17 protein-coding genes and 1 pseudogene are annotated in these 22,539 nt (G+C 38.7%); 10 read left to right on the forward strand and 8 right to left on the reverse strand.

The window, feature by feature from the left end:
- The first annotated feature begins 329 nt into the window (after positions 1-329).
- Together I593_RS10195 and I593_RS20765 are read left to right on the forward strand one after the other, a co-directional pair.
- Positions 330-2,561, forward strand: coding sequence for an NADP-dependent isocitrate dehydrogenase (locus I593_RS10195; RefSeq protein WP_016167492.1), 2,232 nt, complete (start codon positions 330-332; stop codon positions 2,559-2,561).
- A gap of 337 nt (positions 2,562-2,898) precedes the next feature.
- Positions 2,899-3,609, forward strand: a complete 711-nt coding sequence (locus I593_RS20765; protein WP_016167493.1) for a hypothetical protein — start codon at positions 2,899-2,901, stop codon at positions 3,607-3,609.
- A gap of 46 nt (positions 3,610-3,655) precedes the next feature.
- Here I593_RS20765 and I593_RS10205 read toward each other — a convergent pair whose 3' ends face one another.
- A complete protein-coding gene (locus I593_RS10205) occupies positions 3,656-4,444 on the reverse strand; it encodes an rRNA large subunit pseudouridine synthase E (RefSeq protein ID WP_016167494.1) in 789 nt (262 codons plus the stop codon).
- A gap of 403 nt (positions 4,445-4,847) precedes the next feature.
- Positions 4,848-5,984, reverse strand: coding sequence for a catalase family protein (locus I593_RS10210; protein ID WP_016167495.1), 1,137 nt, complete (start codon positions 5,982-5,984; stop codon positions 4,848-4,850).
- Between the two features lie 734 nt (positions 5,985-6,718).
- On the opposite strand from I593_RS10210, the gene I593_RS10215 reads away from it, so the two are divergent.
- Together I593_RS10215 and I593_RS10220 are read left to right on the forward strand one after the other, a co-directional pair.
- Positions 6,719-7,189 (forward strand): hemerythrin domain-containing protein, encoded by a 471-nt coding sequence (locus I593_RS10215; RefSeq protein WP_016167496.1) that lies wholly within the window; start codon positions 6,719-6,721, stop codon positions 7,187-7,189.
- Between the two features lie 379 nt (positions 7,190-7,568).
- Entirely contained in the window at positions 7,569-8,132 is a 564-nt protein-coding gene (locus I593_RS10220; protein WP_016167497.1) for a M23 family metallopeptidase, read from the forward strand.
- A gap of 190 nt (positions 8,133-8,322) precedes the next feature.
- Here I593_RS10220 and I593_RS10225 read toward each other — a convergent pair whose 3' ends face one another.
- Together I593_RS10225 and I593_RS10230 are read right to left on the reverse strand one after the other, a co-directional pair.
- On the reverse strand, positions 8,323-9,522 hold the full coding sequence (locus I593_RS10225) for a YbfB/YjiJ family MFS transporter (RefSeq protein WP_212750022.1): 1,200 nt from the start codon (positions 9,520-9,522) through the stop codon (positions 8,323-8,325).
- Between the two features lie 119 nt (positions 9,523-9,641).
- A complete protein-coding gene (locus I593_RS10230) occupies positions 9,642-10,232 on the reverse strand; it encodes a flavin reductase family protein (RefSeq protein WP_035301963.1) in 591 nt (196 codons plus the stop codon).
- Positions 10,233-10,389: 157 nt separating this feature from the next.
- Here I593_RS10230 and I593_RS10235 point away from each other — a divergent pair, with 157 nt between their 5' ends.
- The 4 genes from I593_RS10235 (at position 10,390) to I593_RS10250 (ending at position 16,118) form a co-directional block, all read left to right on the forward strand.
- Complete coding sequence (locus I593_RS10235) at positions 10,390-11,778, forward strand: L-cystine transporter (protein WP_016167500.1); 1,389 nt, start codon at positions 10,390-10,392, stop codon at positions 11,776-11,778.
- Positions 11,779-11,934: 156 nt separating this feature from the next.
- On the forward strand, positions 11,935-12,759 hold the full coding sequence (locus I593_RS10240) for a PhzF family phenazine biosynthesis protein (RefSeq protein WP_016167501.1): 825 nt from the start codon (positions 11,935-11,937) through the stop codon (positions 12,757-12,759).
- A gap of 129 nt (positions 12,760-12,888) precedes the next feature.
- Entirely contained in the window at positions 12,889-15,654 is a 2,766-nt protein-coding gene (locus I593_RS10245; protein WP_016167502.1) for a M16 family metallopeptidase, read from the forward strand.
- A gap of 131 nt (positions 15,655-15,785) precedes the next feature.
- On the forward strand, positions 15,786-16,118 hold the full coding sequence (locus tag I593_RS10250) for a hypothetical protein (RefSeq protein WP_228130578.1): 333 nt from the start codon (positions 15,786-15,788) through the stop codon (positions 16,116-16,118).
- Between the two features lie 53 nt (positions 16,119-16,171).
- Here the strand turns inward: I593_RS10250 and I593_RS10255 are convergent, their stop codons facing one another.
- Positions 16,172-16,561, reverse strand: a complete 390-nt coding sequence (locus tag I593_RS10255) for a DUF3144 domain-containing protein (protein ID WP_016167504.1) — start codon at positions 16,559-16,561, stop codon at positions 16,172-16,174.
- 109 nt (positions 16,562-16,670) lie between these two features.
- Here I593_RS10255 and I593_RS10260 point away from each other — a divergent pair, with 109 nt between their 5' ends.
- On the forward strand, positions 16,671-17,303 hold the full coding sequence (locus I593_RS10260; RefSeq protein ID WP_016167505.1) for a hypothetical protein: 633 nt from the start codon (positions 16,671-16,673) through the stop codon (positions 17,301-17,303).
- A 5-nt stretch (positions 17,304-17,308) separates the two neighbouring features.
- Here the strand turns inward: I593_RS10260 and I593_RS10265 are convergent, their stop codons facing one another.
- Together I593_RS10265 and I593_RS10270 are read right to left on the reverse strand one after the other, a co-directional pair.
- Positions 17,309-18,769: a CYTH and CHAD domain-containing protein gene (locus I593_RS10265; RefSeq protein ID WP_016167506.1), complete on the reverse strand. Its 1,461-nt coding sequence runs from the start codon at positions 18,767-18,769 to the stop codon at positions 17,309-17,311.
- A gap of 176 nt (positions 18,770-18,945) precedes the next feature.
- Positions 18,946-20,409, reverse strand: coding sequence for a CYTH domain-containing protein (locus tag I593_RS10270; protein ID WP_016167507.1), 1,464 nt, complete (start codon positions 20,407-20,409; stop codon positions 18,946-18,948).
- A gap of 368 nt (positions 20,410-20,777) precedes the next feature.
- Between I593_RS10270 and I593_RS10275 the strand changes: the two are divergent.
- Positions 20,778-21,160, forward strand: a pseudogene (locus I593_RS10275) (Mpo1-like protein).
- 506 nt (positions 21,161-21,666) lie between these two features.
- On the opposite strand, the gene gloB reads toward I593_RS10275, so the two are convergent.
- The gene (gene gloB / locus I593_RS10280) at positions 21,667-22,398 is read right to left on the reverse strand and encodes a hydroxyacylglutathione hydrolase (protein ID WP_016167509.1); all 732 of its coding nucleotides are present in this window, start codon (positions 22,396-22,398) and stop codon (positions 21,667-21,669) included.
- Positions 22,399-22,539 lie beyond the last annotated feature (141 nt).

The raw sequence follows: 22,539 nt of genomic DNA on the forward strand, positions 1-22,539 counted from the left end.
ATGAAATAGATCATAATTTGAGATGAGGTGGTGTTGGTATTGCGCTATATTGAATTGAATATGAACAACAACGATTTTAAAGAATAACGATGAGAATAAAGGATGCAGGATATATTTTGTTCTGTATGTAAATAATTGACTTTAAAAAATGTTTAAAAAAACCACATAAACTGTGTGGTATTTTCTGACGAAATGTCGTTATCACAAGATATATCGTTGACTGATAAGCGTTGAAGGCCGATACTCTCAGGGTTTATTCAAGCAATCGGTTCGTAGGACTGGGCCAAAAGTCTAGTTCTCAATACTCAATTTAACACAAGGGGCTATATATGGCTGGTGGAAAGTCAAACATCATTTACACACTGACTGATGAGGCGCCATTGTTGGCGACTTATTCGCTACTGCCGATCATTGAGACCTTTACTAAATCTGCTGGTGTAGAGATCGTTAAAACGGATATCTCTGTTGCCGCACGTGTTCTTGCAGAATTCTCTGAATGCCTAAAAGAAGAGCAAAAAGTGCCAGACAATCTTGCAGAACTAGGTCGTCTTACACAAGATCCTGATACAAACATCATCAAACTTCCAAACATCAGTGCATCTGTTGCGCAGTTAATAGCATGTATCAAAGAGCTTCAATCAAAAGGCTATGCGATTCCTGACTATCCTGAGAACCCAACAACAGAAGAAGAGAAAGCGATTAAAGCACGTTATGGTAAGTGCTTAGGTTCGGCTGTAAACCCTGTCTTACGTGAAGGTAACTCTGACCGCCGTGCGCCTGCTGCAGTAAAGAACTACGCTAAAAAACACCCGCACTCTATGAGCGAGTGGAAGCAATGGTCACAAACTCACGTTTCACACATGGAAGAAGGTGACTTCTATCATGGCGAAAAATCGATGACGCTTGATCGCGCGCGTAACGTCAAAATGGAATTGATCACCAAATCTGGTGAAACCATTGTACTTAAGCCAAAAGTTGCGCTTCAAGATGGCGAAATCATCGACTCTATGTTCATGAGCAAGAAAGCGCTTTGCGATTTCTATGAAAAAGAACTTGATGATTGTAAAGAAGCAGGCATTTTGTTCTCTTTACACGTAAAAGCAACCATGATGAAAGTTTCGCACCCGATCGTTTTCGGTCACTGTGTGAAAATTTACTACAAAGAAGCTTTTGAAAAACACGGTAAATTGTTCGATGAGCTTGGCATTAACGTAAACAACGGTATGGCAGGTCTTTATGAGAAGATTGCAACTTTACCGACGTCTTTACGTGAAGAAATTATTGAAGATTTGCACGCTTGCCAAGAACACCGTCCTGCGTTAGCAATGGTTGATTCTGCTAAAGGTATCACTAACTTCCACTCACCAAACGATGTGATTGTAGATGCTTCTATGCCTGCAATGATCCGTGGTGGCGGTAAAATGTGGGGCGCTGACGGCAAGCCTTACGACTGTAAAGCAGTAATGCCTGAGTCAACTTTCGCACGTATCTACCAAGAAATGATCAACTTCTGTAAGTGGAATGGTAACTTTGACCCACGTACTATGGGTACTGTACCAAACGTAGGTTTGATGGCGCAAAAAGCTGAAGAATACGGTTCACACGACAAAACTTTCGAAATTTCTGAAGCAGGTGTTGCAAACATCACTGACTTAGAAACTGGCGAAGTATTGATGTCACAGAACGTAGAAGAAGGTGATATCTGGCGTATGTGTCAGGTGAAAGATGCACCAATTCGTGACTGGGTTAAACTTGCAGTAACACGTGCACGTAACTCTGGTATGCCTGCAATCTTCTGGCTTGACCCGTACCGTCCACATGAAAATGAACTTATCAAGAAAGTACAAAAGTACTTGAAAGATCATGATACAACTGGTCTTGATATTCAAATCATGTCACAAGTACGTGCAATGCGTTATACACTTGAACGTGTAGCGCGTGGTCTAGATACGATTTCTGTAACAGGTAACATCTTACGTGACTACCTCACTGACTTGTTCCCAATTATGGAATTAGGCACTTCTGCGAAAATGTTGTCTATCGTGCCGTTAATGGCGGGCGGTGGTATGTACGAAACAGGTGCGGGTGGTTCAGCACCTAAACACGTACAACAGCTTGTAGAAGAAAACCACTTACGTTGGGATTCTTTAGGCGAGTTCCTTGCATTAGCGGTTTCTTTAGAAGAGCTAGGCATTAAAGAAAACAATGCTCAAGCAAAACTTCTTGCGAAAACTCTAGACCAAGCAACGGGTCAGTTACTTGACAACGATAAGTCTCCATCACGTCGTACTGGTGAGTTGGATAACCGTGGTAGCCATTTCTATTTAGCGAAGTTCTGGGCTGAAGCTTTGGCTGCTCAGGATGAAGACGCTGAGTTGAAAGCGAAATTTGCTCCACTTGCAAAAGCACTTGCAGAAAACGAAGACAAAATCGTTGCAGAGCTTGCGGCTGTTCAAGGTAAAGCTGCGGACATCGGTGGTTACTACGCTGTAGATCCTGCGAAAGTAAATGCTGTAATGCGTCCTAGCGAAACTTTAAACGCAGCGCTTGCAGCAGTTTAAGTTGAGCAAAATCGGCTATTAGCCGATGATGTGAAAAAAGCCGATGCAAATGCATCGGCTTTTTATTTGTTTATATTCTAAACCTTAGAAATTTAACCTTTGCTTTATTATTTAGCGGATTGTAGCTAATCATTAGATATTACATTATGTGCTTAACCTTCGGTACGAGCTACTTTTGTTTAGGCAAAAGTAGTCAAAACCATCGTCATCTACTGAACTCGTCAAATGACATTTTTGATCGAGACTTCGCTGAAACAATAAATATTGTATGCTTCCTGCCTCGAACAGCAGTAGAAGACATTGTCGTGTATCAGAATATTTTGTGAGATTTAAGAAAATGAATAAGAAAAGTTTGATCTTCGGAGTTTTAGTTACCTTTATCTGGTTATTAGGAATTTATCTATTTAGCCGAAGCAATGGCTATTCTTTGCCTACTTCATTAAATGAATTGGGTGATTTTCTTGCTGGAATATTTGCACCAATCGCTTTCTTTTGGTTGATTTTAGGATATATACAGCAAGGTAAGCAGTTAGATCAAAATACAACAGCATTAGAACAACAAGAAAAAGCATTACAACTTCAGATTGATGAGATGAAGGAGAGTGTTCAACAGCAAAAAGAATTAGCCACTATTCAAAAGCAGCAGTTTGATGCCCTCAACAAAGCGGTTAAGCCAATATTTGTGATTAGAGATAGTGGATTCACATATTTTTCTCATCCTGATGGCAGTGATTTCCTAGTTGAAGTGAAGTTTAATCTGACAAATTTAGGTGGAGTAGCTAATACGCTTTATATTCGAAACAATATGAAAAAAGCCATATTTTATGTAGATCAAATTGCTGAAAAAGAAACTGTGGAAGTAAAATTAAATCTATATGAACTTGATTTAGATATTAATAATACGCAACAAACTATGCTTGCTGAAATTGCGATTGATTTTGAGAATTTATATGCAGTGTATGAAAAATATAACTATGAAATATATATGCAAACTGAATTAGAAGAATTAGATCGTGAAGAAGTATGTCTCGTTTATAAGCGAGACTAATTTATTAAATAAAGCCCACTGATGTGAGCTTTAATAAAATCAAATTTTAACGACCGCTACGTCCACGACCACGTGGTGCTTTGGTATTTGGGCGTGTTGTACCGTTGGTCTTACGACGTGGTTTCTCACTTTCATCCATTTGCCAAATACGCTTTGTACCTGACTTTTTCACAGAACCATCTTTATTCTTACGAACCATAGGTTTGCCACCTGTACCACCTGGTTTTTTCACATAAGAACGTGAACGGTAAGGTTCTTCAGCAGGAATATTTTGAAAGTCAGGGTATAAAAGTGGCTCAATTTCTTTAGTTTCACCAGGTTGTAAACCCATTTGAACCAGATCAATTGCACCAATTTTAGTACGAATTAAACGTAAAGTTGGGAAACCAACCGCAGCAGTCATACGACGGACTTGACGGTTACGGCCTTCGCAAATTGAGATTTCGACCCAAGATGTAGGAACGGATGCGCGAAAACGTACAGGAGGATCACGATCCCATAACCATTCAGGTTGTTCAACCTTCGTTGCTTGGGCTGGTAGGGTCATCCCATCTTTTAATTCAACACCTTTGCGAAGTTGCTCTAATGCTTCTTCGGTTATATCACCATCAAGTTGTACTAAATAAGTTTTGTACTTTTTGTTTGCAGGGTTGGTAATGTATTGATTTAAACCACCGTGGTCAGTTAAAAAAACTAAGCCTTCAGAGTCCATATCAAGACGACCAGCCAAACGCAAAGTCGGATCATCTACAAAGTCAGAGATCGTCATATGGGCTTCGTCTTTACGAAACTGAGAGAGAACGTCATAAGGCTTGTTAAGAATGACTATTTTCACTTTAACCTACTAGAAAATTTAAAAAATTTGTTTGGACTTGCTTGTGTTACCCGTTTGATTACCCATTTTAGTGGGAGTAGGTAGGGAAGGGTAAAGAAAGGTCCACTAACTATATGGGGGCTACTATATCAGATTTCGGCTTGAGCTCCTCAATTTTATTCTTCACATCTGATGTGTAATCCTCTTTGTTTCAAACCTTGGACATATTGGGTCAATGTTCGATTTCAGTTGCCCTACAACGGATGTTTAAGTTGAGCACATCATTGATCCATTTTTTGTTAATGTTTTTAATGAAATATATTGTTGATGAAGTTGCATGACGATAAGAACTTATTGTTTATACATAAGATTATGAATTGATTAGTGAGTTTAAGCAGATTTCCTTAATTTATTTTCATTATGATTAGGGGTCCAATCTCTCCGTCGAATTCATTTCATGTCGGACGCGACTAATCTGCTCATAGATGATTTTGCGCATTCGGTTTATACCTCCAAGTGGCTTATGTTCAGCCAAAGCATGCCAAGGTGTAAAAGAGAGGTTTTCACAAAATTTATTTTGCTCTGAGGTATCAAACACTTGCTTAGGAATATGAATCGTTGCCACCTTGTAGAAAGGAGCTTGGTCTTCTTTCCATTCAGTCATAGAATCTTCGACCGACATGGAAGTGGATGTTCGAGGTTGGACTAAAAACTCCATGCACGCATCGCTTTCTTGCAAACTCGTGCGGAGTGCCTCCCTTAAGAAGTCCCTGTTAGGTCTAGCAGGAATAGGGCTGACAATGGTCGAACAAGCTCGAGCAGAGTATTTTACCGCCTGACGATGATCACCTAATCCCAATTGATAGGGCACCATAGACCAGTATCTGGTTTGTAATGGATTTGAAATTTTATTTCTAGTATTTAGGGCGATCCAAGTTCCTTTTGCTCCTAATGCAAAAGGAATATGCAGTTTTTTTAGAAATTTGTCACTATTGATATCTTGCATGAAGGACAGATAGCGAGCGGGGTCGTTTGCAAAAAAGACTGGATGGTTGATCATGATGAAATCTTGGGTGGAAGAATTTTCATCTGAGAGATTTTTACCAGAGACCTCTAAAAGCTTGATTGCCATGCCGCGTGCATCTTTCTTAATATCTGCCTGTTTAGCATTACTTGATCCATTAGAAAAACGAATCCATGCTTGATAAGTTTTCCCAGGAATGAAAACACCTTGAGCTAGGAGGGGAGGTAATGTTTCATTGACCTTAAATTCTGCGCGTATGCAACCATGAGCTTTGGGATGTGCATCACGTAGCGCGATGTCTGTGACATATTGTTTACGAATGGACATTTCAATAGTGTCTGCAATTTGCTTGGCCGTGGCAGCCTCATTTGGATAAAGACTTTCACTTAAACGGGGATCAATATTGGGGTAAATAAGCGCTTTCGAGGTATTCAGAACTACAGTTGGAGTGTTTGCAGACGCAATAGTGGTAACACTTATGAACAATACAGTGGGAAAAAGTAGGCCTAAGAGCTCAGGTCTTTTGAAAATAGGCATAGATTACCTCCTTGCTTAAAGTTGTTATTTTTGATTCTTAGCCTGATGACAGAAAATGATCTAGATTTATTCAATATATAGGATAATCAGAATATCTGTGGTTTTTATTGATCGCTTCTTTTTTGAAAAACTTAATGTTGGTTTTTGAAAAAATGATAAAAATTTGAAAGTGTTCGGTGATGTCATTATGTACCTGAGTATGTAGCAATAATAAAAGTGTGAGCTAATGAGAAAGAGTAAATTACTGAGTCAATTGTCATTTTTTTATTAAAAATCTGAATTTTATGTACTTTAAGATCAGATAATATTCATTCCATTCTGCAGTGAAGATAATTTTATTCAGCTAAGGTTCTGGCTTTAGAAACATAGGGCATTATTTGATTTATTTTGTACAACGAACATTTTATACGCTGTAGTTTTAGAGATTGATCATGTAGCTCTTCTTTGAGAAGGGGCGAAATCCTCTTGTGTAATCGCTTTAAATACAGGATGAGCGACTTATTTTTTTTAGTTTTTTGTCTGCAACAAAGTCTTAATATTTAGAAAATTGAGCTATGGTTGCACCTGTGGTTATTTAATTCTTTTCAATTAACGATGAATAACAGTAAAAACACAATTTGAAAAAACAGTAATGCATTGTGCTTAAAAATAAAACAGTTTGTGAACAGACCATGTTTTGTGAAATGTTCATAGTAGGTGCATATCCATAAAATGAATTTTGAGGATTAACCCCAATGACAAATACAACAATTTTTGAAGCATTAAGACTAAGTCACGATAAGCAAAGAATGTTATCTGAACAATTAATTCAGACTTCGGGAGACACTGAAGAAAGACATGAGTTATTCAATGAATTAAAAAATGAATTGTTTGCACATTCAGTCGCAGAAGATAGATATCTTTATATTCCACTGATGATGACCGATTCAGGTCTTAACATCACCCGTCATGCATTAGCAGAACATCATGAGATGGATGAGTTGTTAGAGCAATTGAGCGAAACTGAGTTTAGCCATCCGAGTTGGTTGGTAATTGCAAAAAAATTATCTGAAAAAGTCCACCATCATTTAAATGAAGAGGAACATGGCTTTTTTCAACAAGCAGGGAAAATTTTAGCTGAACAGCAAAAAACACAATTGGCTGAGCAATATTTGAAAGAATATAATAAATATTTGAACAAGGAAAAAGATAGTCTAACCAGTTGATATGGGAGTGGATTTGTATAAATTGGCTCTATACGACAATTGATTTAAAAAAAAGGGATCTTTTAACAAATATTTTAAATATATCTTTAACCAAAGTATTGTAAATAGTTCTCAGTTTTGGCAGTATTAGCACAAGATTTAAAGCTGATAGTTCCCTGACTTGTTTTAAATTTTTAAAAGCCTACATGACTCATTTGTAGGCTTTTTTTTTGCTCGAAAATTATGTTTTATAAATTTAGCGTGCAGTTTGGTCTCATCATAAAGTGACTTTAGCTATTATTTAAGATTCTAGGTAATTTACAAGATAACCAAAATACCATTGGGAATTGTAGGACGCACCGTTAGAATTGAGTTAATTTAAAAAATTCAAATTATTAGAATGAAGTCTCAACATCGAAGCATTAAAAATTTAGCGATATTGCTGCCTCTTAGTTGGATGTTATTGGCATGTAAACCACCTGTTTCAGGTGAGTCGACGGGTTGGAAATACCCTATTTTGCAGTTTCAATTGGCTCGTCAAAATCTCTCGACGCAATTACCTATGCCTGTTAAAGGCATTACCTCAGCACAAATAAATGATACATGGGGTGCTGCAAGAGGTCAGAATCGTAAACATGAAGGTATCGATATTTTTGCGAAACGAGGCACTGAAGTACTGAGTACAACGCAAGGAATCGTTGCTAAGGTTGGTTTAGATAGCTTAGGTGGCAAAGTTGTGTGGGTGATTGGTCCGGATTTAAGTCGACATTATTATGCGCATTTAGAGTCTTATGCTCCACATTTAGAAGAGGGTGATTGGGTGGAGCAAGGCTCAGTACTGGGTTATGTGGGAAATACGGGCAATGCGAAAAACACACCACCACATTTACATTATGGTATTTATTTTACTGGGCAAGGGGCGGTGAATCCTTATCCATTTTTAAGCCATAAGCAGAGTTTATAAAGGCATATTCTTCGTGTGTCAGGTCTGCAAGATGATTGTTCAGATCGGATTACATGAAAGACAAGAACAGGTTTTGGGGCATGTTGAAAAAAACATTGCCCGATTTTTGACGATTATCCAATTTCTTTAGAATATCCAATTATTCTCAATACGGCCAATTTTGAAGGCCTGAAATAAAATATCTGCGCGCCTAATCTGTTATTTGTTTACTGTTTTGGCTGGTTTTTGCATGCGGGCGAGTAAACCAAAACAGTTGCAAAGTGCCGAGTAATAGTACCGCAGAGGCAATGCTAAATTGTTGATGATAAGACACACCAAAATGCTGCAAAGTGCTAAAACTAATACCGCCGAGCAACTGAATAGTGGCAAAGCTGAGCGTTGCCATACTCCATAATTTTTTATATGCCAGACCGTACAATTGCAAAATGGTATAGGAGGTTAGGAAAACCACGGCAGGGTTAAGTAAACCTGTGAGGAAAGAAGATATAAAGGTAAAAATAGGCGAGAAGCTAAGTACAGCGATTAAAACTGCAAAAATGTAGATGCTGTATAACACTTTAAGCGTGGCAAAATTCCCAAGTCTACGCGCCAAGACGTATGCACTATACGCTCCTAAAGCACTGCCCAGACCGTATAGAATCCAATTGAAATTAATCCAGAACAAATTCAAAACCAATACATGGCTTAAGTAATCAATCCAGAATAAAGAATGGGGAATATAGGCAAATGCACTACAGGCATAAGCAATTAATAAGCTGTAGTAAATGAAACCGACTCGATCTGATTGGGATTGTGTTGCTGGAATAGCTTGGAGTTGGGCTTGAAATGGACGTACCAGAAACCAGAGTAATGCACTTATGCCAAAGGCGAAAGCACATAAGATCAACCACGCAGTAGAAATTGTAATTCGGTCGAGATAGGGCATAAATAACGTGGCACATAAAACCCCCAAGCCAATACCACTAAAACCAATAAAGTTGATTTTAAAGCGATGCTGTAAATCGCTACATTGTGCGACCACACTTGGGGACAGAATCATCAGTAAGCCGCCACTGATGCCTGAAATAAAGCGCCATATTAAATACCAAATTTCTGAAAAACTGGAAAAGGCGCAAGCAAACAGACTGATTGAACCCACAAAAGCAGCGCTAATGATATAGATTGGCATTTTAGGATTTTGCGGGATTTTCATTGCCCAGTAGGCACCGACTAAGTAGCCCAAAAGATTAGCACTGCCTAAAATACTGGCAAAGTTATGACTCCATTCGTAGGCTTCGCGTGTTGAAGGCAATAAAGCGGTATAGGAAAAGCGCAAAATGCCGATGCCCAAGCACATACTCAAACAAAGAAATGCGCTGAGTTTGATGGTATTTGAGAACGTCCTGTTCATATAATTTGACTAATTGTTTAAAAAATATACTTGAACTATAAGGTGAAAAATCTAGAAAAACAATCGCTGACGTTTCACCTTTAGTCGAGCATCATTCAAGCTTAGGGAAGCTTAAAGTCTTAACTCTTGTTGGCATCAACAGCATCACCTATGGTGTAGTAATGACCTCCCGCAACATGATGTACACTTTTCCATGATGGATCGGCTTCATGATAATACCAATGTCCATCACGAAACACGCGATCATCTGCATAGGCTGCGACTACTTTTCCTATAAACAGATCATGTACTTGCTGATTATGCGGTTCAGGAATTAACTCACAAATCAGCCAAGCGGCACAACCTTCCACCATAGGTAAGTTAAAACCATCAAAGTGAAAAAGTGGAGTATGACAATGCTCAAGTTTAGCTGGGTCATCAAACTGGCTGATTGAGCCTAAGGCTTGTACCAACTCAATTTGCTTTAAGGTGGGAACTTGTAGTGCAAAATAACCTGAACCTTCAATTAATTTTCGGGTTTTGGTGCTTTTATCCAGTACGACAGAGACTTTGGCTGGAACCAACTCTAGCGCACATGCCCAAGCAGCAGTCATGACATTGGCTTCTTGTTCATGTTGTGCAGATACCAATACGGTTGGGCCATGATTGAGTAAACGATACGCCTTTGCCAGTTCGACAGGTTGAATGTGTGGATTTAACAGTTCAGCCATATTTAGATTCAATAACATTATTTTCTCGGACATATCATAACTCTGATTGTTGCAGGAGTAGTCTAAATTTGAACACTTGGTGAGTCTGTACAGGTAAAGCCAAAAGTCGAATTGAATTTTGATTTATAATAGGGATTACATTATTTAGGGAAAAAACATGAATATGCCCTTAATCATCAATGTCATCCTCTTTGTGGCATTGCTGTTCTTATTAAGTCGGACACGTCATACCCATTGGAGCCTTGCCAAAAAGGTGCTTGCTGGTCTCTGCTTGGGGGTAGTGTTCGGTTTACTCTTGCACGTGGTATATGGCACAGGTTCAACCGTGCTGCAAGAGTCAGTGCAATGGTTCAACTTGGTGGGTAAAGGCTACGTCAAACTGTTGCAAATGGTGGTCATGCCGTTGGTCTTCGTTTCCATTTTAGGCGCGGTGATTAAGCTGCATGATGCAGGTTCGCTGGGCAAGATCAGTTTTATTAGTATAGGCACCTTATTGGTTACAACAGCGATTGCCGCTTTTGTGGGTGTGGTGGTAACCAATGCTTTTGGTTTGACCGCGGCAGGTTTGGTTCAGGGGGCGCAAGAAACTGAACGTCTGAATGCCATTCAGACCGACTATGTGGGGCAAGTGACAGATTTACAAGTTCCAGATATGTTTCTCTCTTTTATTCCCACTAATCCTTTTGCTGAACTCACTGGTGCTCACCCGACTTCAATTATTAGTGTGGTAATTTTTGCTGTATTCCTAGGTATGGCTGGCTTGAATTTAATTAAGGCGGATGCAGAGAAAGGGAAAAAATTGCTTGCTGCGATTGAAATTATGCAAGCATGGGTGATGAAATTAGTCCGCTTAATTATGACCCTTACGCCGTATGGTGTATTTGCCTTAATGACCAATATTGTGGCGAATTCAAAATTGGCGGACATTCTGAACTTGGGTGGCTTCCTTGTCGCATCTTATATTGGTCTGGGCATCATGTTTGCTGTGCATGCACTCATTTTGTTGCTTACAGGTGTCAATCCAATTCAATTCTTTAAAAAGGTTTGGCCTGTATTAACTTTTGCTTTTACCAGTCGCTCTAGTGCAGCCAGTATTCCACTAAATATTGAGGCACAAACGCGCCGTCTGGGCGTGCCTGAGTCGATTGCCAGTTTCTCAGCTTCTTTTGGGACAACCATTGGTCAAAATGGTTGTGCGGGTTTATATCCTGCCATGTTGGCGGTGATGGTAGCACCAACCGTTGGGATTAACCCATTAGATCCAATCTGGATTCTAACTTTAGTCTGTGTCGTAACGCTCAGTTCTGTCGGTGTTGCAGGTGTGGGTGGTGGTGCGACTTTTGCTGCCTTAATTGTATTGCCGATGTTGGGCTTACCCGTGACTTTAGTGGCGCTACTCATTTCGATTGAACCTTTGATTGATATGGGGCGTACGGCATTGAATGTGAATGGCTCAATGACTGCCGGAATGGTCACCAGTCAAGTCTTAGGGCAAACTGATCAAACCATTTTTAAACAAGAAAATGTTGATTTAACCGAGAATTAATTTCGCCGTTACGTCATAAATAGGAAAGTCAGTATTTTGGATATTGGCTTTCTTTTTTTGTGTCAGGCAACAATTGTATCCATAAATCAAATAAATTTGTATCTGTTATTGTTTGCCTGTAACGGCATAATCATAATGAAACAATGGAGACAAATCATGAAAATGTATCAAGTCGATGCTTTTAGCAATGCATTATTTAAGGGGAATCCTGCGGCAGTAATTGTGACTGAACAATGGTTAGATGAAGTACTCATGCAAAATATTGCTTTGGAAAATAATCTGTCTGAAACTGCATTTGTAAAAAAGATTGATGCCGAACATTTTGAAATTCGTTGGTTTACACCTACAGCAGAAGTTGATTTTTGTGGGCATGCAACTTTAGCCAGCAGTTTTGTGCTATTTAAAGATTTTACTCCAGCCAAAACCATTCATTTCCATGTGAAAAAATTGGGTGTTTTTGTTGTGAGTCAGGCGGACGATGGAAAAATTTGTATGAATTTCCCAATCCGCCGTGCTGAAAAAGTAGAAGATTATCCTGAACTTTTAACTCAGGCACTGAGTAAGCCATTTAAAAATGTGTATCTGAATCAACAGGCTTTTATTGTTGAGTATGAAAGTGTGCAAGACGTTTTGGATGAGCAACCCAACTTAGAACTGTTAAAGCAATTGGGTTCTTTACGTACTGCTATTACCGCACATAGTTCAAGTGTAGATGTTGCTATTACTGCTTCAAATGCAGAGTATGATTGTGTGTCACGTTATTTTGCCCCTGCAATAGGCATCAATGAAGACCCTGTTACAGGTTCTATTCACACTGCGATAGCGCCATTGTGGGCAGAACGATTAAACAAAACAGAGTTGATTGCATATCAAGCCTCTGCGCGAGGTGGCGAATTGTATTGCAAAATTCTAGATCAGGAGCGGATTGAAATTTCGGGCTATGGCAAACTTTATATGCAGGCAGAGTTGTTCTTAGATTAAACATATTCGAACAAAGCAACGCTCAAAACTGAGGGTTATTTTGCAAAACTTAACTATAAATCCCATTTTTGATTCCGTAAGATAGGCAGCTTATAAAATATTTATATGACTGAATATATTGGAATTAACATGTTAATGCGGTTGAAAAAACTTACTTTCTCTCTGTTTTTTGTTGGTTTAAGTTCGGCTGCTTGGGCACAGCCAGTTTTGGTCAAATCAGATCATCAAATTGAAGAATATAAATTAGATAACGGTTTTCGGGTGATTTTGGCACCGAATGATAAAGAAAATAAAGTCTATATGAGCACCATATATCTGACAGGCTCATTGAATGATCCGCAAGGTAAAGGAGGGCTAGCACATTTATTAGAGCACCTTGCCTTTAAAGGAACACAAAATGTCAAAGGTGAAGAATTCCAGCGTAGATTGGATCAGTACACTTTAATGACCAATGCCAGTACCGATTATTATTCGACCCGCTATATTAATGTCGTGCGTCCAGAACAAACCGCTTTGAATGAAATCTTGCATTTAGAAGCCGAGCGTATGGATAAATTGGTGCTGCAAGAGAAGTTTGTTCCTTCTGAAATTGCCATTGTGAAACGTGAGCGGGAAGTACGTCTGGATCAGCCTTTTGCCGTATTGATGGATCAGATGTGGAAATCGGCTTATGGCAACCAGTATTTAGGACGTTTACCAATTGGTGATTTAAAAGAATTGCAGTCCATCAAAATGAATGAACTAAACCAGTTTTATCGTACGTGGTATGCACCGAATAATGCAGCAATGGTGATTGCAGGTAAATTCGATAAAGGGCAAGTGTTGAAACAGATCGATCAACAGTTTAGTTCAATTCCTGCACGTCAGATTCCTGCTCAGGTTCAAGTACCGCAGTTGGATGCAAGTAAAATTAAACAGCGTGAATTTACTGTGGCAAAGGGCAGTGATTTAGCCAAGTTCAATATTTACTTGAATGGAAAAAATGAACAGATCAAACCCGCTTTAGCTTTGTCACCGCTCTTATATACCATGCAGCCGAGTGGTCATTTGTATCAAAGTATGGTGGAAACAGGCACCAGTACCATGGTGCAGGCAACCACATGGCTAGATCGTGATTTTAACTTGGTGTTTATGGGCGCAATTTATGCACCGAATCATAATGCTGAGCAGGTCGATCAAGCGCTCGATCAAGGGGTAGAAAAAACGCAAGATTTTAATGAAACAGAATTAAAACGCGTGAAAAGTCTCATTCAAAATCAGGCGGACAGCATTCAAAGTAACTCTGCTGCATTGGGTTCACGTCTGGCGGATTATTTTGTAGCGAGTCAGGGACGTTGGGATCAATATTATGTCGATCTGAATAATATTCAAAACCTCAGTCAGAATGAGGTCAATCAGACCTTAAATCAGTTCTTGGTCAAAGAACATCGTATTACAGGTGATATTCAGCCAACTCCTGAAGATCAGAAAAAAGCCAAGCAACAGCAGCAGGCAAAAGCGCCAAGCAAGACCTTAGATCAACAGGCTCAAAAAACAGAACCACTCAAAGATGTGAGTGTGTATCAACAAGAAGTAGCACAATATGTTGCAAGCTCTCAGCAATATTTGGAAAAGAACGAGAGGAATATTCAACGCGGTGTATTAAAGAACGGGATGAAATATGCACTTTATCCTGTTGCGACTCGTGACAATAAAACTTATGCCACCATTAATGTGGAGTTCGGTACAGCTCAAAGTTTGATGAACAAAAGTGAAATTATTGATTTCACTTCTTATTTATTGCTCCGTGCTTCAGATAAATACAGTCTGCAAGACATTGCCGATAAATCGATTGATGCAGGTGGTTCTGCAACAGCATCGTCTAATGGCAACGGTATGACCATTCAAATTGTGGCGAAAAAAGAAAAATTTGAAGACTTCTTTAATTACATTGTCGAAGTCATGAAGAACCCGAAGTTTGAGCAGTCACAGTTTGATTTAATCAAGTCACAAACGTTGTCGAGCTTAAACCGTCCCTATACAGAACCTGAAACCGTTGCAGCACTGACCATTGCACGTTTAATTGAAATTTATCCGCAAGGAGATTTGCGCTATCACTTCGAACCTGAATATGCCAAGAAGCAATACCAAGCCTCGACCAATGAGCAAGTGAAGCAACTTTATCAGCAATTCTTTGCCATGAATAATGCACAAATTGCGATTACAGGCGAGTTCGATGCGAAGAAAATGTTGCGTAAAGTAAAGCAGCAGTTTGGTACTTGGAAAGGGACTCAAGCTTATGCACAACTGACTTCTGAATATACCCCGTATAAAGCGCAGAAGAAGCATGTGCTGTCTGAACAACGTGAGTTTGGTAGTTATCAGAGCTTACTCACTTTCCCGCTAGGCGAGGATCACCCTGATGCTCCAGCGATGCTGGTCTTTAGTTACATTCTTGGAGATTCTCAGCTCTCTTCACGTTTAGCACAAGAATTACGTGAGAAGAATGCTTTGGTGTATGGTTTTAGCAGTGAAATTCAACTGGATGATTGGGTTAATTCAGGAGCACTGAGCATTGATGCCAATTACACCGCAGGTAAAGCCGAGCAAGTGTCGCAGGCTGTGCACAAGGTTTTACAAGAACTGTTAGATCATGGTGTAACTGAACAAGAGTTAGAAGCGGCTAAAGCTGATATTCTAAAAAACCGCATAACGGCTTTGGAAGATGAACGCAATATTCATCAAATGTTGACCTCACAGTTAGAACGAAACCGTGATTTGTTGTTCCGTAAAAAGCGTGATCAAGCGATTGCTAACTTGACCAAAGCAGATGTAGACCAAGCCATCAAAAAATACATTCATCTTGATCAATTGGTTGAAGTGATGGCTGATCAATATGGACAGCCGAATGACTAAACTTTAAGGTTTTAATCCACTTAAAAACTTCTATAAAAAGTCACATTTTTGTGGCTTTTTATTTTAAAACTTGAAGTTAAATTGAACAGATGATAAAAAACTTTATATAAATTTTTAATAATGAAAACATCATGTTAATTGAGTCTATCTATATGAAGAAAATTCTAAAAATTTCTGGTTATCTTCTTTTTGTATTTGTCATCGGTACTTCATATGCTACAGCAGCAACTGAAACGCGTACCATCCGTACTGAAAATGGGCAATTGGTATCTCTTGGTGATAGCTATATTCAACTGGTACAGAATATGCAGCAATCGCCAATCTCGGTGCGAAATTACGAGTGGAAAGAAGGTAGAAAGCAGCTTACTACATCGGACCCTGTATATTTGGTGGGGAATGCTTATTACACTGTTACCATTATCGATAACGTTATTAAAAAGATCGTGTGGGATCGTAAAATTTAAGTCATAAAAAAGCCCTGAGTCTAAACTGAGGGCTTTTTTATTACACCATTAAATTAATGGTCATGATCATGCTTGTTGGCATGGAATTCTTCATTATGACGGAAACGTAAATAGTTTTCGAACTGTTCACAGTATTCGTCATAGTTATCTTCCAGCATCATTTGGAATTGCTGAAGGATATAAGACATCACTTGCTCTTTGGCATCACGCATTTCGTTGCCATCTTTGAAATTATTGGCTGCAACCCAAGTATTAAAACGTGCTGTTGCAAACAGCATAGAAGCACTGACTTGACCACGAATTTCAGTGGGCTTGACTTGTTGTCCTTTGGCTGGGCGACAAAATTCATTGGCATGTTTAATAAATTCATCTGCACGTTCAAAAAAAGCAGCATTCAAAGCTTCTTCTTCGGTAACATCGGTAGCGTCAATCTTTTGAACCATGATTGTTCCTAGCTAAAATTTCATTCTGCATTATAGGCAAAGCCTTGCAGAAACAAAACCTTTGACTTAATCTAAAAATAGCCTAAGCATTATAAAAATGGAACACGTTATGTCAGATGCTATTGCAATTCAAAATCTTAAACATGATATTGCACTTTTGCGCCAACAAATTTGGCCACCACAAACTTTGGCAAATGTCGAAGGATTACCTATTTATTATGGCTCGAAAGAAGATGTCGCACACTATTATCAGCAATGGCAAGATTTAATCGAGCGTGCACAACTGTTGAGCCAACCTTTTTTAAGTGATGAAATGGTTGATGCGATTCATTTACCCAGTCATTTGAATTTGCCGTTGTTTTATTTTCATGTAGATCGGATTCGAATTAATAAAACACGGGCTAAAGAGTCGAAGACCTTTAGAGGGATTGCTAGTCTATTGGATAAATGCGGAGAATATTCCGCAGAGCAGGTTGCAGCGATGCAAGTCTGGTTAAATAGTGATGATCAGGCAGCACTGGTCGCACACCGAGAATTCATTGACCTTAGAACTTATGTGTTTCAGCATGGACAAAGTGAATATACGCGTACCCGATTTTATGTGAATGGTATTGTGTTAAGCACTGAAGAGGACTTTAAACTGGTGGATGCACGAGATAAGCCACGCAAGCAACGCAGTGATAGCTATAGTGATCCACTGGCGGATAACGGGGTGTGGAAAGTCTTTGGAAAATACCGCTAAGTTGTTCAAGACCAGAACGGTTTAATTTTCTTGAAGGCTTTGAGTTGCTTATCAATGTGTTTGAGTTGTTGCTTTTCCTGTTGATTGAGCCAGTCTATCGCACAGTGAATTTCTTCATTTTCAGGCAGTTCATGGAAAAATTGCTCGGCAACCAAAAGATCATTGTATTGCCCCAAGAGTTCTTGAATTGGTTTAATTGCTTTGAGGTAATCTTTCACTGCTTTATTGCTGTATAGGCTACGCACAAACTCAATGTTGTAACGTAAGTGTTTGAAGCGTTTACGGAGTTTGTGCTTTTCTTCATCTTCTAGTTGTGAAAAATGACCAATGTCATCTGCAATGCGTTGATGGGTTTTCTTTAAGTTTTTCTCAGCATATTTTAAAAACGGTTTTTTCTTTTTATTTTTGGGACTCTGTTCTGAAGTCATATAGTCCATCAGTTCTAATATTAATTGATTGGTTTCGGTGGACTGGAAAATCCACATCACCTGATTGTGATAACTCTCGGCAGTTGGAATTTCTAAGTGTGAACAGCCCGCTTGCTGTAACTGGGGCAGAAGGGTTTCACGAATGGCATCGGTATCACGCGCATTGCCTAAAGATTGAAATATGATACGGAGCTGAGCTGCCCAGTGTGGAGAGATGTCATGTACCAAGTTGGCATAACTTTTTAAAGCACTACGCATACGCCGTATTGCGACACGTGCCTGATGTATGTGTTCGCTATTATAAAAGCCACTGGCGAGGGCAGTTGCATTTGGCAAGAGATGCTTAAAGGTATTATTTAAGATCGCATGTACAGCGGCATTCGATGTCATGGCTTGATCTAAAACGACAGGCTCCGCATATTGTGGCAGTAACATATCCTGTTGTTGTAGATGTAAATCCCCTCGTTGTGATTTACTTCGTGTGTCTAGCCAAAGTTGATATTTATTCATCCATGGCTCTATGCAGCGAATTAAGTCATGAATGGAACCTTGTACCAGTTCAAACTCAATTTCAAATATTCTTAATTTTTCTTGTTGAAAGACCAAGTGTCCAATGTCGAGGCAAACTTCAATTTCAGACTGATTAAACAGCAGAATTTTTGATATCCGTTCAACATCGGTAGAAAATTTGATTTTAAAATTTTGTGATGCATCTTCAGTGGTGAAAAGAGCAGGTAGTTCGTCTATATGATCCTGATACAGGGCTAAATTGAGTTTAGGCTGTTTTTTCTTACCAAGGTCAGATTCAAATTCAAAACGCTCGATATGTTGCTCGGTTTTGTATTTTAAGGTTTGAATCCAGTGTCCTTGTTCTAAGCGTAATCGTAGGGCAATCGACTGTTGCGCCAATTGAAAATCTGGAGTGTCGTAGTAGTGGGCGAGTAGGCGTTGCTTATATACCTTAGAGGCACAGAAGTCTTGATAAATCATGTCCTGAAAAGCATCTGGAATCTGAAATTTGAGTTCAATTTCTGACATGTTCTAGCCCTCGCACTGGAGTTTTTAAAATTATTTTAATGGCGCTAAATTTATATCTTGGCTAAAGTGACTGAAGAAGTCCAGTAAAAATATAATTTGTCTATTTTTAGAAGTAGAAATGAAGTACATCCACAAGCTTTGCCCGTGGATGTTGGTCTGTTTGTATGTCTAAGGGCTTAGAATTTAAGGAACTTACGACTTACCATAAATTGTTCAGTCGCATCTAAAAGCGCTTGAGCGTACACTTCTTGTTTGGCAGTTAACCAACCTAAAACAAACCAGTCGCTTGCCTCTAATTCGGTTTGCTGTATATAGGCAGCAGATGAACTGAGCGTCAAGTATTCTTCAGCAGCTTGGTGTGCTTCATTTAATGCTTTGCTATATTTTTGCAGGTTTTTTACATCATAAATTGAAGTAAGAATTGGGAAGCTGAATTTGAGTTCGCGAATGCGTTGAGAGAGCTGTTCTAAACTTTCAAAATTAGTAACGTCGGTTTCTGAAAGCTGCTCATGAATCTGTTTATACTGCTGTTGCAAGGTGTTCTGCGCGTAGCCTTTTAAATCTAACTCTTGCGTGGCAGTACTGCTTTGTAAGCTAAACATTAATAGCTCTAAAAAGTGATGTACATTGAGTGTTGAACGCACCAAATTATTCAGCTTTTCTTGTGCATATAAAATATCCTTGGTTAGGCTTGCTGCTGTGGTTGGATTTTGCAACAACGCTCCTAAGGTGTTCTGCATATGTTCTAGTTGTTGTAAGTTTTCAAAATGATGTTTAAATGCTGCCAATTGATAGGCCCATTTATCAGAAATATCCTTGCTCCACGTTTTAAATAAAGCCGAAGTTAAATAGAGATGGTCCAATGCTACATAAGCTTGCTCAAGATGTTCTTTTTCTGCAACGCCTGCCGAGATGGCTGCAATATTTGGCAGTAAGTGTTGTAACTGTTGTGCAATGAGCGAACGGACATTGCAGTCGGCACTGTCTTTTTTCACCAGTTGAAATGCTTTGGCTTGCTTGGCTGGACTCACTTCTTGTTGAATTGAAAGTAAATGACCCATTTCAGCTTTACTGCGAACATCTAACCACAATTGGTATTTCTTGACCCACTCAAAACTAAAGGCAAGCAAAGACTGAATAGAACCTTGTTTGAGTTCAAACTCAACTTCGTGAACTTCTCTTTCTTCAGTTTCAGTGGCTAAGCGGCCAATATCGAGGCTGACTTCAATTTCTGCATCTTCGAAGTGAATCACACGATAAGTGCGCTGAATATCAGACTCAAATTGTAATTTTAATGAAGCAAACTGATCACCCAAAGCATTTTGCAAAATGGCTAATGCTTCAGGTTCATGTTGATAAATCGTTAAATCTAAAGCAGGAGCATGTTCAGAAATACCAAAATCATGATTATGCTCAAAGCGGTGCAAATGGCTTTTTCCCGCTGCTTTTAAGGTTTGAACCCAATGCTCACCTTCAAGGCGTAAGCGTAGGGCAACACCATGTTGTGAAAGTAATTTATCTGGCGTGTCAAAGTATTTGGCTTTCAGATGAATCAAATTTGATTTTTTGGGGTCTAAGGCTTTAAGGAGCATTGTTCTTTTTGCTGTAGGAATTTGAAATTTTAATTCAACTTCAATCATAAATTTGCCTTAGATTACGGTTCAAAAAAAGGGAGCAGCTTTTATTAAAAACTGGTGTGGCTCTTTGGTATTAAATTTTAGCTGAAAAATTCTATGCTGTACGCGTTGATGAGAGAAATTATCGGCAGTTAACTATGCCAAATGGAGGTAAAAAAATACTGCCATTAAAAATCCAAGGGTTATTACATTTTTAAATGTACAGACAGAAAGATTGTCGGATTTGTAATGAAATAGCAATGATAAAATGAGGTTTGCCAATTTTTCAGCAGGAACATGAGCAAAAAGTAATTGACCAATTGAATATTACGCCCAATGATATTGGTGCAAAATCAGAAAACATAATTCAAAACAATCAGGATGATTTGAATATGAATGCAAATGTTCAAGCAAATAGAAGTGTACAGCACCTTCAATCGCCGCAATTACCCATTCGAAATTATAATGAATTTTATCTTTTTATTTAACCGAGCACCGTAATATCACCAGCAGACGCCTGCATGTGTTAGGAAGTGTCATCGGTGGATATTGGATAGCAAAAGCAATTCGCCATCGTAAACCTAAGTATGTTTTGTATGGTTTAGTGCCTGGTTATGCATGTGCATGGATTGGACACTTTGTCTATGAAAAGAATAAACCTGCGTCTTTCAAACAGCCATTTTACAGTTTTATCTCGGACTGGCGTATGTTGTCTGATATTGTGCGAGGCAACTTGAGTTTAAAGTGTCGTTCATTAGATAAAATTCCAAGTTAATTTTCATTCTTATTAAAGTGTATTTATCTAATAATATTTGATTGAAAATTTAATATAACTATATGTTATAAATTAGCTTTTAGTCTTATATGAAGTATATTTTTCAAATATTTTTAATAAAAATGGCTAGGATGTTTTATCCTTCTGATGTAGTATAAGTTTCGGATTTTTAGATAGTCTGGTATACCACTAAGACATTACAAGTTTCCAATGCCTAGAGTGACCTTTCTCTGGGCTTTTTTTATTTTGAATGTAAATAAAGTAACTCGATTAAAAAATTGAGGCTATACATTGAAAGACTCTCTAATTTTTTGCCCACATTGCCCGTGTGGTTAGTGCAAAAAATTAGAGAGTCATGTTTATTTTCAGTTATTGTTATAATTATTGAAAATAAACAAAATCTTTCGGTTTTATCGTTGTATTTTATTGCTTTTATGACTTTATTAAACCGTGATTTTGATACTTGCTCTATCCCTAGAACTAGGGATTTTTGTTAAATACAAAAATTAAAAGTTATCTTTTAATTCACGTAATTTTTGAAATTCTTCGACACTTTGTACTCTTAAAAAAGGATTGGTTTCGAGTTCAATGGCAATATTGCTGGGGACCGTGGGTTGACCAAGCATTCGTAAGGCCTCCACATGTTCAAAGCGTTTCTGAATTTCTAGATTATCGGGTTCTACATGTAACGCAAATTTAGCATTCGACAGCGTATATTCATGAGTGCAATACACTTGGGTTCGTGGGGGTAATGCGGCCAAACGATTTAAGGAATGATACATTTGTTCAAATGTTCCCTCAAATACCCGACCACAGCCCATTGCAAATAAAGTATCCCCACAAAACACCAGATCTAAAGCATCACTAAAATAAACGATATGTCCTAAAGTGTGTCCTGGCACTGCAATCACATCAATACGGACATCATGGAAATTAAAATGGTCGCCATCCGTGAGGGGGTGGGTAATAAACGGAATCTTGCTCAGCTCGTCTCTTGGGCCATAGACTGGAATGTTGCGATTGACCAATAGCGCTGCTACTCCGCCAATATGGTCTTTGTGCCAATGAGTCAACCAGATTTGCTTCAGGTGGAGTTGGTGTTCTTGACAATAATCCTCGACCAATTCTGCTTCGGTTGGGTCTACCGCAACCACTTCATGAGTTTCAGTGTGTTCAAGTAACCAAATATAGTTTTGTAATTGATTTTTTACATCAATGATATGGACTTGATAAGTCATGTCATGCGCTCTTTATCACTTGGCATTAAGTTTAGCATTGAATAGCTTAGGCTCACTATTTCAAGGTTGTAATTAATCAATTTTGGAAAAACAGATAAAAGCAAAAAGCCGCATAAAAATGCGGCTTTTTGCAAATATATG

It is taken from the genome of Acinetobacter tandoii DSM 14970 = CIP 107469 (genome assembly GCF_000400735.1).
Classification (GTDB): domain Bacteria; phylum Pseudomonadota; class Gammaproteobacteria; order Pseudomonadales; family Moraxellaceae; genus Acinetobacter; species Acinetobacter tandoii.